This is a genomic window from Halopseudomonas pelagia CL-AP6, assembly GCF_000410875.1.
GTDB lineage: Bacteria > Pseudomonadota > Gammaproteobacteria > Pseudomonadales > Pseudomonadaceae > Halopseudomonas > Halopseudomonas pelagia.
In genome coordinates this window covers 1-11,037 of the sequence record NZ_AROI01000040.1, presented here as the reverse complement: position 1 = coordinate 11,037, position 11,037 = coordinate 1, and the positions used below count along the sequence as shown (strand labels likewise).

At 55.6% G+C, this 11,037-nt stretch carries 8 protein-coding genes; all 8 read left to right on the top strand.

Annotated elements, in window-relative coordinates; translation table 11 throughout:
* Positions 1–591: bacteriophage T4 gp5 trimerization domain-containing protein (locus K787_RS0120265; RefSeq protein WP_022964635.1), on the top strand; the 591-nt coding region annotated here is incomplete at its 5' end.
* Complete coding sequence (locus K787_RS23980) at positions 588–1,424, top strand: DUF4123 domain-containing protein (RefSeq protein ID WP_022964634.1); 837 nt, start codon at positions 588–590, stop codon at positions 1,422–1,424. The genes K787_RS0120265 and K787_RS23980, both read left to right, overlap by 4 nt.
* A 25-nt stretch (positions 1,425–1,449) precedes the next feature.
* A complete protein-coding gene (locus tag K787_RS0120255) occupies positions 1,450–4,893 on the top strand; it encodes a T6SS effector BTH_I2691 family protein (RefSeq protein ID WP_022964633.1) in 3,444 nt (1,147 codons plus the stop codon).
* A complete protein-coding gene (locus K787_RS25165) occupies positions 4,893–5,660 on the top strand; it encodes an ABC transporter ATP-binding protein (protein WP_152486875.1) in 768 nt (255 codons plus the stop codon). Before K787_RS0120255 ends, K787_RS25165 begins: the two co-directional genes overlap by 1 nt.
* Positions 5,661–5,780: 120 nt before the next feature.
* Positions 5,781–6,494 (top strand): transposase, encoded by a 714-nt coding sequence (locus K787_RS0120245; protein ID WP_022964631.1) that lies wholly within the window; start codon positions 5,781–5,783, stop codon positions 6,492–6,494.
* Positions 6,495–7,046: 552 nt separating this feature from the next.
* The gene (locus K787_RS23975; RefSeq protein ID WP_022964630.1) at positions 7,047–8,420 is read left to right on the top strand and encodes a UDP-glucose dehydrogenase family protein; all 1,374 of its coding nucleotides are present in this window, start codon (positions 7,047–7,049) and stop codon (positions 8,418–8,420) included.
* A 93-nt stretch (positions 8,421–8,513) separates the two neighbouring features.
* A complete protein-coding gene (locus K787_RS0120235) occupies positions 8,514–9,698 on the top strand; it encodes an alcohol dehydrogenase catalytic domain-containing protein (protein ID WP_022964629.1) in 1,185 nt (394 codons plus the stop codon).
* The gene (locus tag K787_RS0120230) at positions 9,695–10,744 is read left to right on the top strand and encodes a proline racemase family protein (protein ID WP_022964628.1); all 1,050 of its coding nucleotides are present in this window, start codon (positions 9,695–9,697) and stop codon (positions 10,742–10,744) included. The genes K787_RS0120235 and K787_RS0120230 overlap by 4 nt, the downstream gene beginning before the upstream one ends.
* Positions 10,745–11,037: the final 293 nt, after the last annotated feature.

Sequence of the window (11,037 nt, the reverse complement as noted above, 5' to 3'; positions counted from 1 at the left end):
TACAACGAACTGCGCATCGAAGACAAGAAAGGCGAAGAACAGATCTACCTGCACGCCCAGCGCGACTGGGACGAAAACATTGAGCACGACCAGAAAATCCGCGTCGGGAACCAGCGCCACGACCGCGTCGAAGCCAACAGCTACGCCGAGCGCATGGCCGAAGAGCACCACACCACCCACGGCGTGCGCAAAACCGAGATCAAAGCTGATGACCATCTCACCGTCGGCAACAACCAACACGTCAAACTCGGCAGCGGCCAGTTCATCGAAGCCGGACAGGAAATACACCTCTCCAGCGGCATGAAAATCGTTCTGGAAGCCGGTAGCGAAATCACCTTCAAAGTCGGCGGCAGCTTCGTCAAACTCGATCCCAGCGGCATAACCCTTGTAGGCCCAAGTGTGAAGATAAACTCAGGCGGCAGCCCTGGTGCCGGTAGTGGCGCAGCGCCGTTGTTACCGGGGAATGTACTGGCGGCGGATAGTGATGTGGCGGGTGGTGTTCTGGCACGAGCGCAACGTCAAGCACTTCAGAAAGCCACACCATTATGCGCAATCTGCACTGGGCCGGATGAATCGCAGGTCTCGTCATGAGCACCCAGTATCTGTTGCTGGACGGCGTTTTGTATAAACAGGCGCTCCTGCGCTTGTATGGTCGTGAAGACGATCTGGAAATCGAGCCACTGTACGCCGGAACACCCTGGCATGAGGTAGCTGACCTCGGGCCGATCTTGGTAAAGCCGGGGCCGCGCTCCGCGTTACTGAGTGAAGCCGACACCGCACCTGAATGGCAAGGCTTCGCCGCCATGCTTTCAAGCTCCGCACCAATGGTCGATGTGGCTCGCCATCTGCGCCTACTCAACAAGATCACCGATGCCATGGGCAACGAGCGTCTACTGCGCTATGCCGATCCGCTGGTCGCCTGGTTCTGGCTGAATAGCTATGGCGCCGCTGGCCTAAAACGCATCCTGGGGCCACTCACCGAATGGCATTTATCAGCGCCAAACTGCTCATGGCTACCGCAGCCAAGCGCTCGCAAACATATCTTCAGCAGTCTGGCAGACGCAGACGCCGAGCCCGTACAAAAGCTTGGGCAAGCACAGATGACAGGGTTGGAAGAAGCCTATCGCTGGCAATTGAAAGAACGACTTTATGCCTGGTTGCAGCAACACCAACCAGTTGACCTGGCGCGAATATCCAAAGAGCACATCGACGCATGGCTGGATGAACGGCTGATGAGTGCAGAGGCTTTTGGTTTAACCAGCGAGCGAAGCATTGCCATCTGGTGTGCATTGAGCCTGCGCCATGGCAATGACTTTACCGCAGCGAATAACGGCGCTTATCGGCAATGGAGTGTTCGCCAAACAGGCAGGCCGTTGTACACAGCCGATCAACGCTTGCAGCAGTACTACCAGGAATCAGTATGAGACTTGATAAAGGATTACCAAGGCCATGACCAAGAACATGACAATGCCGCAGCAAGATAGCGCGGCCAAAGATAGCCTTAAGGCCAACTTCGAGGACAAGCCCGCAGGCTTTACCGGACAGTGTCCCCTTCAGCAACAGGAAGTGGCTATCTTCCCGGTACGTTATGCCGTCGATGAAGCACCGCAAAATCCAGACGAGCCAGCGCCTAATCCCATTCCGGTCGACTGGCAGGGCCACCAATCCTTACCGCGACTACACAAACGCACCTACACCCTTCGCCAACTGCGCGACGGGTGGGTGTACGTAGTTAATCGCACCACCAACACGCTCGACGAGTATCAGGTGCAAGGGTCAAGCTTCAGCAAAGTGTCCCAGGGCAGCGCCGAGTCCGGCGACCTGCCCAACTGCGCAGAAGCTACCAGCCACCTACTCTACCCTCGCGACCATGAGCTGTTTCTGGCCTATTCCAGTGTCGAGTGGACGCCCTATACCCGAGAACGGATGACGGATCCCGAGCTACAGTCGCGCTGGATGCGTGAACTTGATTTAGCCAGTTACGCTCGCACTCTGGATGCCCCGCATTGCGCGCCACTCAAGCAATTAGCAGAGTCGGTAGCCGATATCGATGCAGGCCAAGCCGTAGCTGGACAACGTTTTGACAGCACCACAACCCCCAGCGAACCCATAGACACCGATGCCCAGTACAAATCTGCTCTAGGCAGCGACACAGTGCTTGGTAGCGTTCCTGATCAGGACTCAGCCTTGTTCATTGCCCTGGATGATAACCTCGGCATACTGGACGACCTGAGCATGCAGGCGGCAGGGCCAGCCATTGAGCTGGCAGCATTCGAAGCCGAGCACATGCACAGGCTAACCATCGCAGAGCACGTAGAAATGCTCGCAGGCTCCAATTTCTCGGAACTTGAGTCCCAGATGGGCCTGACGCCCGATGAATTTTATCAGTTTAAGCAGAAAGCTCAGCGTTACCTGACAGCCAAGGCAACACATCGCGAGGATGTACAAAGGCCAAGTCAATTTAGTGGAATTTCGTCATCCATAGAGTCCATCCGCCTCGAGAACGAACTCAATGCTGAGTACGGCGATAATATCGCCAGTCAGTTGAACACCCTGATAGATCAGTGGGCTGCCCGTAATGACTTGCGCGACCAGGTACGTTTTGAAGAGGCACAGCAATATTCTGTCGAGAAGCGACAGGAACTAATAGCCCTGCAGGCCGACCTGACTCCGAGCATCGAAGATCTGATCGCCTGGCTTAAGCACCTGGGCCCTGACCCGGTGTGCTTATTCCATGATCAGACAGATGAAGAACAATGTCTCAGCCTGCTCACCAATGCCGACGCCTGGCTGGGCTTTCTGAGCCAGGACGAGAAAAGTCAGAAATGGACTATCGACGACTATGCCGCCCCACAAACCTTGCTGGGCCTAGCGATATACAACTTCGACTCAGAACTCAGCTCTGCCATAGAGCAAATCGCAAACGAGTTTGTTGAAGAGGATGGCATTGATCTGGTCACGGGCAGTTCGGTTGTAAAGCGTGGTCAGGAAATATTCAGCGTCCTGAGCAACGACGTCATCCGCAACAGCAGGGTATTCCAGAGTTTAAGGCCGCCGGCTCAACAGTCTTTTGATACGTTGATAAATGTCGCCAGCAAGCACTTTGAAAAACTGTGGCAAGGGTTTGAGTACAAACTGCTGCCAGCAATCAGCTCGCGCCAGGGGCCAAAATGGCAAACTATCGGCTACATAGCCATCTCGACCATAATACAAAAGCAGGTCGACGTGCTTGTTCCCGTTATCGAGAGAGACCAGAACTTCCCGGCAAAGCACGCAAGCTGGAAGCGCTCAGAACTGCAGCTGAATCGCCAGATTACTGCCCAGAAACGCGTAGCTCAGATGGGCTCCCCCCACGAACGAAACGGAGCGACTGGGCATTTAAGGGTGCTCAATAAACAACTGGCCAAACTGACCAATGAAATGCCTGAGGAGTTCAAAATTACTCTGACCGTGGAGCGCAGAACGACCACAGAGATCCAGCAACGCATAGAAGCTATACAAACCCTTGGTCGGGCGGAGCTGGCCGTCCAGATGGAGCTCAAGGCTCGCGACTATATGGCTTACGTTAGAAGAGTCAACGCCTGGGTAGCGGACAACCTCAACCGTGGTTTTGGTGGGCTAATCACAGCTCTAAATATCTGGAACGTACACGCGGCCATGACTGCCGCTACCGCAGATGGGGAGTGGAGTCGGGACGAGTCACTGAATGTAGGAAATATGGTGGCGACCATGTTGAGTGGTTTGACAGCGCTATCGTTGATGCCAATGTGGTCGAAGATGGCGCAGTTGACAGGCACGATACCCGCAATTGACGGTAGCTCTAAAGCCGTTTTGCTGACAAAAGCAGCTTCAAGTAAGTGGGTAGCAGGCCGTGAGTACCGAGCCCTTTTTAGAACATTTTCTGTCAGAGCAATCGCGATGTCGGGGTTCGCGGTCATTGCCTCGGTAGCAGAAGGCGTACAAGTCTGGGATGAGATTGGCAGAGCTCGAGCTGTTGATGAAAAGATAGTGAATAGCGCAAAACTCTTTGCTATCGCAGGCTTCGGTGTTGTAGGCGCGTACCAACTAATCGCAGGAACAATGGGTTGGTTTGGCGGAGCCGCTGCCGGTGCCGTATTTGCGCCTTGGACTATCGTCGCTGCAGCTGTATTAGGTGTTATTCTTTTGGCCTCCTCCGTAATACTCGACAAGATAAAACGAGAAGGCTTCAAGCTTTGGCTGCATCGTAGCCGCTGGAGCAAGTCCGACCCAGATTATTGGCCAGATACCGAAGAAGGCCATAAGGATGAAATGCGAGCCCTGCATGAAGTGCTAATGTGCCCGACCATTCTCGCGCAAACTTTTAAAAGGGACTCAAGCGACCGGGACAACCCCAACCGCGGCGGCGTGTGGCTCAAGCTGGTATTGCCTCCAGATGTGGCAGGGAGCAACATCCGCATTTACCCCATCATGGTCACTGAAGGCACCTGGTTTACTGAGGATCGCCAAACATCCTACCGAGCAGGCATGTATTCCAGCTACTTTGCCGAAGGCAACTGGGTCGCAGTGGATCAGCTCGCTGAGTGGGACTCGCTAAACGTGCGAAGATATAAGCATCAACCCCTTGCGCAGTACGATGCCACCGACTGGCGGGTCTGGTTGGTGCACGTGCCGCGCGCCAAGAGCATGGATAGAATGGAAGTTGAAATCCACTACCCGCCTTCCATGTTGCAGCGACCCGATGGCAAGGGTTACCGCTTTAGTATCGACCTCAACGGAATGCGCGCAGGTACGCTTCATGAAAATCCTTACGTTCATGGTGAGGCCACAGAGCCCAACGACAAAGTCGAAAGGCTCGTGATAGACAGCATTCCAGCGCGCTCACGCAGTGTATTTAATTTGGGAGTAATTTAATGCGACGAACAGGTTGGAAAAAAACGCCGGACTTGTCTTCCCAGATGAAATGGCGATATGCCAATGATCCTAGCTTGATGACTTGGACAGTAAAAGCGATTAATCGCAGCATGGCGTTCTGGACAGTATTTTTTTCACCACTGCTCGTTATCCCTCTAATAGCCTTCATAGCCACTCTGTTTTATGGAGTTAGTCTTCTTTCTTGGCTCGCAGTATTTTGCTTTCTTTTTGCATTGTTTCTATACGTTAAAGTTGGGCTAGAAAGGACCGTTTATGTATATCGCTCCACTAGTGAACATTTGGAGATATGCCAATGGCAGGATATTCCTGACATGGTTTTTACCTTCCTGCGCGTATTTCCTTTTTTGATTGCCGGCATCATCTTGATGTTGTTCATTAGCAGCCCAGGGCTATCGATTGCGGCTCTTGTTGGCCCTGCACTGCTGGGCATTCTGATAGCCTCATTTGGTGCGGATTCCAACTACAAAAAAATGTACAAAGATCTAGATCAGCAGAACCATCGCTGGGACGAAATCATTGAGGCTTTAGTTGACTCTCATCACGGCTTGATTCGCTTACGCTGGCCTCATGAGCTGCCTCCTGAAATTGCAGCCCAAGTCGAGAACCCTGAACAATACTATTATCAAGGAGCGTTACTTTATTTTCGAAAGGACCAAGAAGAGCAAGTAACCCAATTGGTCAAACGCAAGTTACCCCAAGGCTTAGTTCTGGAAGAAGGGCGACATAAATACGATTTTTCAGGCTGATAGTGAACCTAAATGCTGTAAGTGATCAATGGGGTGATCAATGGGGTCAGAGTGCTTGATTATTTAAACCATAAAACCATACACGCCAAACCGTCTCCCTAGCCAATAAGAAGGACCCACATGGCCCGGTTACCACGCCTTTACTTTCCTGGCTGCGCACAACACGTGATTCAGCGTGGCAATAATCGGGAAGCCTGTTTTTACAGCGAGGCGGACTACAAAGCCTACCTATATTTCCTCATGGACGCGGCAAGCAAATATCAGGTCGTCATTCATGCATTCGTACTGATGACTAACCATGTGCATTTGCTCGTGACGCCCAGCGACGAACACGGTGTCAGCCGGTTGATGCAGGCCCAAGGACGCAAATATGTTCAGTACTTCAACTTCACTCATCGCCGCACGGGCACCTTGTGGGAGGGCCGATATAAATCGACCCTGGTCGATGCCGACAATTATCTATTGGCGGTTTATCGCTATATTGAATTAAACCCTGTGCGGGCGGGCATGGTGTCTCATGCATCGGAATACCCCTGGTCTAGCTACCAGTCAAATGCCATCGGCAAACCGATCCAGCTACTCACACCCCACCCGCTGTATCTGCGACTGGGTGAAACAGATCCACAGCGGCAAAGCGCATACAGGTCACTATTTCAAGGCACAATGCCGGAGCAGGATACAACCGCGATCCGTGACGCCACGAACAAAGGCTGGGCCTTGGGCGATGAGCGATTTAAGGCGCAAATCGAGGCCAAGACTGGGCGGCGGGCGACGCAACGGGGACGGGGCGGAGACAGAAAGTCTGCTGCGTTTCGGGAGAACAAAAATCAATGACACTGACCCCATTGATTAAGTCGCTGATGCACTCCTAGACACGCATCACGGATTAATCCATTTACGCTGGCCCTACGAGCTACCACCCGACGTCGCAGCCCAAGTAGAAAATCCCGAGCAGTACAATCGTCAAGGCGCGCCGTTGTATTTCAGAAAAGACCAACAGGATCAGGTGATTGAATTAGTATCCAACAAACTTCCAAAAGGCGTGAGTTTGGAGCTAGGGCGTTATAAATACGACTTTTCCGGCTGAATCCAGGGCTACTCTGTATGGATTCCCGCCTACAAGATCAATGGGGTCAGAGAGATCAATGGGGTCAGAGTGCTTGATTATTTGCTGCGTTTCGGGAGAACAAAAATCAATGACACTGACCCCATTGATTCCAAAAATTGCTCTGTCGAAGCTTGAGTTTCAAGAGGGTATCTGACCCCATTGATTCCACCCCAATGATTCCCGAGGCTCACGCGCCGTCACACACACTTCACCCCCCTGTCACCCCAACGTCATCCTCGCCTGTCGGAATCTAGCTATTATCCGACGGGAGTAGAGCCATGCGCATTACAGTAATCGGTTGTGGTTATGTAGGGCTGGTAACGGCTGCCTGCTTTGCTGAAATGGGCAATCACGTAACCTGTGTCGACCAGAACAGCGAGCGGATAGATGCCCTGAGCAACGGCGTTTGCCCGCTCTATGAACCCGGCATGGAGGCGATGCTGGCGACTAATCTCAGTGGTCGCAGGCTGGCTTTTACCACCCAATTAAATGACGCATTGCAGGATGTTGAGGTCGTTTTTATCGCGGTGGGCACGCCCTGTTCAGATGATGGCTCGGCTGATATCTCTCAGGTGCTGAGCGTCGCGGCGGAACTGGGCCAACTGTTGAACAATCCGGCGGTAGTGGTTTGCAAATCCACCTCACCAGTGGGCACCGCGTGCCGGGTCGAGGCGATTCTGGAGCAGCAGTGCCAACGCCGGCAACTGAGCTGGCGGCCTGTGGTCATCAGCAACCCGGAATTTCTCAAGGAAGGTGCGGCCATCGGTGACTTTATGCGCCCGGACCGGATCATCATCGGCTCATCTAGTGAGCCGGCCAACGCCCTGATGCGCGAACTCTATGCGCCCTTTGTGCGCAACCATGAGCGGATTCTGTTTATGGGCCGGCGGGACGCGGAGCTGAGTAAATACGCAGCCAACGCCTTCCTCGCCTCGCGCATCTCGTTTATGAATGAACTGGCCGGGCTGAGCAGTCAGTTGGGTGTCGATATCGAGCAGGTGCGCAGGGCCATTGGTTCGGATAGCCGCATTGGCCATCACTTTATTTACGCCGGCTGCGGCTACGGCGGGTCGTGTTTTCCCAAGGATATCAAGGCCCTGCTGCACATGGGCAAAGAGCATGGCGAAGATATGAGCATGCTCCACGCCGTAGAAGCGCGCAACGACAAACAAAAGCACTGGCTGTTACAGCAAATCACCCAGCGCCTGGGCGCGAACCTGCAAGGCAAGATCATTGCGCTCTGGGGGCTAGCGTTTAAACCGGGCACCGATGACATCCGCGATGCACCCAGCCTGGTGCTGATTGACGGCTTGCTGAGGGCCGGTGCGACCATTCATGCCTACGACCCCGTGGCCATGAGCAAGATTGCTGAGCGCTACTCGTTACCCGTCTCCCGCGGGCAAATACAGCTGATGGACGAGCCTTACGTCACGCTGCAGAACGCGGATGCACTCGTGCTGGTCACCGAATGGAAGCAGTTCCGCCAACCGGACTTCAGCAATATGAGAAAGCACATGCGCCTGCCACTGATTATCGACGGCCGCAACCAGTACGATCCCACCCAGGTAAGAGAGCACGGCTTTGAATATGCCGGGGTGGGCCGCGCCGCACCTAAAAAGCACAGTCAGCCGGTGCTGCGCCAGGTAGTGTAAAGCGCGCCAGCTCAGAATAAACCCACCCGACTTAGCGTTCGGCGCCATAAGTTTGCTAAGGTCAGGGCAGGTTCACTGATCAGGAGGCAGACGATGGCGCACGATCCTTCAGAGCGCAGCAGCGCTAGCATCCCCAGCACCATGGCAGCGATGCTGCTCACCGGCCACGGCGGCATCGACAAGCTGGTCTACCAGCAGGACGTCCCCACGCCCCAGCCCACCAACGGCCAGGTCCTGGTGCGCGTCACAGCCACAGCCAAGAACAACACCGACCGCAAGGCCCGCGAAGGGCTGTACCCCACCAAAGACAAAACCGAAACCACCTCATTCCAGATGGGCGGCACCCCTACCCTGACCTTTCCGCGCATCCAGGGCGCTGATGTGGCCGGGCGCGTGGTGGCGGTCGGCGCCGGCGTGGACGCCGCTCGGATCGGCGAGCGCGGTTTGCTGGATTTCAACCTGTATGCCAATGAGCGACGTGATATCAACCTCACGCCCGACTACTACGGCCATGGCGCCGACGGCGGCTATGCCGAGTACATCGCCGTACCCGCCGACCAGTTTCACCGCATCGACAACCCCGAGCTGAGCGACGCCGAGCTGGCCGCCATGGGCATGTGCTCCTATCAGACGGCGCTGCATATGCTCACCTCGGCCGGCGTTCAGACCGGCGAACGCGTACTGGTCACCGGCGCCAGCGGCGGTGTGGGCAGCGCACTGATCCAGCTATGCCGCATCATCGGCGCTATCCCCTACGCCCTCAGTCAAGGCGACAAGGCACAGGCCCTGATCAAGTTGGGCGCGGAAGCCGTGTTGGATCGCACCGACATGTCCGACTTCACCGGCCAGATCCGCGCCCTCACCCAGGGCAAGCCCATCGACGCGGTAATGGATCTGATCGGCGGCGAGATGACCGACCTGTTTATCGACAGCATGATCTTCGACATGAACAGCCGCACCAGCTACCCACGCCTAAGCATCGCCGGGGCCAGCGGCGGCAACCTCAGTGAAATCATGTGGACGCGGATCTACCTCTACCAGGTGCAGATCTTCGGCGTGTCCCACGGCACCCGCGAAGAAGCCGAGCTACTGATCGCCTGGATTCGCAGCGGCGAGCTCAAACCGGTATTGCACGCCGCATTCAAACTCTCTGAGCTACGCCGTGCCGAAGAGTATTTCGTCAACCGCGGCAGCCAGTATCTGGGCAAGATCGTCATCGTGCCCGACGCGCAATGGCAGCAACACGGCGCACCCTATGCATTAGCGGAGAGCCCATGAGCAACGAACTGACCCTGCAACTGATTGACACCCACGCCGGCGGCGACGTCAGCCGTATCGTCATTGGCGGTATTAACCCATTGCCCGGCGACACCGTGCGCGAACAGATGCACTACCTGCGTGATGAGGCCGACGGACTGCGCAAGTTATTGCTCAACGAGCCCTACGGCATACCGGAAATGTCGGTAGACCTGCTCGTGCCCGCCACCCTGGCAGAGGCGCAGGCCGGCTATATCATCATGGAGGTCATGGGTTACCCGATCTATTCCGGCTCCAACACCATCTGCACCGCCACCGCCGTGCTCGAAAGCGGCCTGGTCGCCAAACAGGAAGGCCGCCAGCGCTTTGCCCTGGAGTCCCCCGCCGGGCTAGTACAGATCGAAGCACAGGTGCGTGACGGCGTGGTTGAGTCGATCACCTGCGAAGGCCTGCCCAGCTATATTCACACACACAACGCCAGCATCAACGTACCCGGTATTGGCCGGGTCAACTACAGCGTCGCCTACAGCGGCGGCTTTTACGCGCTGGTGGACGCGGCAGAGCTTGGGTTTTCCCTGGCTCGTGAGGAAGAACGCGCGCTGAATGACTGCGCCTTTGCGATAGTCGAAGCGCTGCAAGCCGAGCGCGGCTTCTCGCACCACACCCTGGGCGATGTCGGCCCGCTGCCGTTCCTGCATTTTATGGGGCCAGTGGACCAGATCGCCGACAACTTCTACCGCTCCCGCTCCACCACCTACGTACACCCCGGCGTCATCTGCCGCAGCCCCACCGGCACCGGCACCTCAGCGCGCCTGGCGCTGATGCACTACGAAGGGCGCATTAGTGTCGGTGACAAACTGGAAACGGTGTCCCTGCGCGATACTGGTTTTATTGGTGAGATGACCGGGACGCGAACGTCTGGGACGCACTCGTCCGGGACGCACCAGATGGTCGAGAACACCATTACCGGTCGAAGTTACGTATTAGCCCGCTCGGAGATCGTAATTAACTGCGACGATCCTATGGTTGAATGCAGCGGGCTACGGCATATCCTGACGACAGGGTAAACCCACCCCACCCGTCATCCTCGCCCACACACCACGTCATCCTGCCAACCACCCCCTCGTCATCCTGCCAACCACCCGCCGCCATCCTACCAACCACCCGTCGTCATCCTACCAACCACCCGTCGTCATCCTCGCGAAGGCGGGGATCCATTTTGACTTTGACCCCAACACCACACCCGCAAACAAGATGCCCAACCCCGCTTTTACAAACCCGAAAATGGATTCCCGCCTTCGCGGGAATGACGGAGTGGAGTCGGGTATGACGGAGTAGATCGGAAGAGCACACGTCTGAA

Bases quoted from the DNA above. Each gene is read 5' to 3' on its own strand.
- K787_RS23980 (WP_022964634.1), top strand. From the start codon at position 588: ATGAGCACCCAGTATCTGTTGCTGGACGGCGTTTTGTATAAACAGGCG.
- K787_RS0120255 (WP_022964633.1), top strand. From the start codon at position 1,450: ATGACCAAGAACATGACAATGCCGCAGCAAGATAGCGCGGCCAAAGAT.
- K787_RS25165 (WP_152486875.1), top strand. From the start codon at position 4,893: ATGCGACGAACAGGTTGGAAAAAAACGCCGGACTTGTCTTCCCAGATG.
- K787_RS0120245 (WP_022964631.1), top strand. From the start codon at position 5,781: ATGGCCCGGTTACCACGCCTTTACTTTCCTGGCTGCGCACAACACGTG.
- K787_RS23975 (WP_022964630.1), top strand. From the start codon at position 7,047: ATGCGCATTACAGTAATCGGTTGTGGTTATGTAGGGCTGGTAACGGCT.
- K787_RS0120235 (WP_022964629.1), top strand. From the start codon at position 8,514: ATGGCGCACGATCCTTCAGAGCGCAGCAGCGCTAGCATCCCCAGCACC.
- K787_RS0120230 (WP_022964628.1), top strand. From the start codon at position 9,695: ATGAGCAACGAACTGACCCTGCAACTGATTGACACCCACGCCGGCGGC.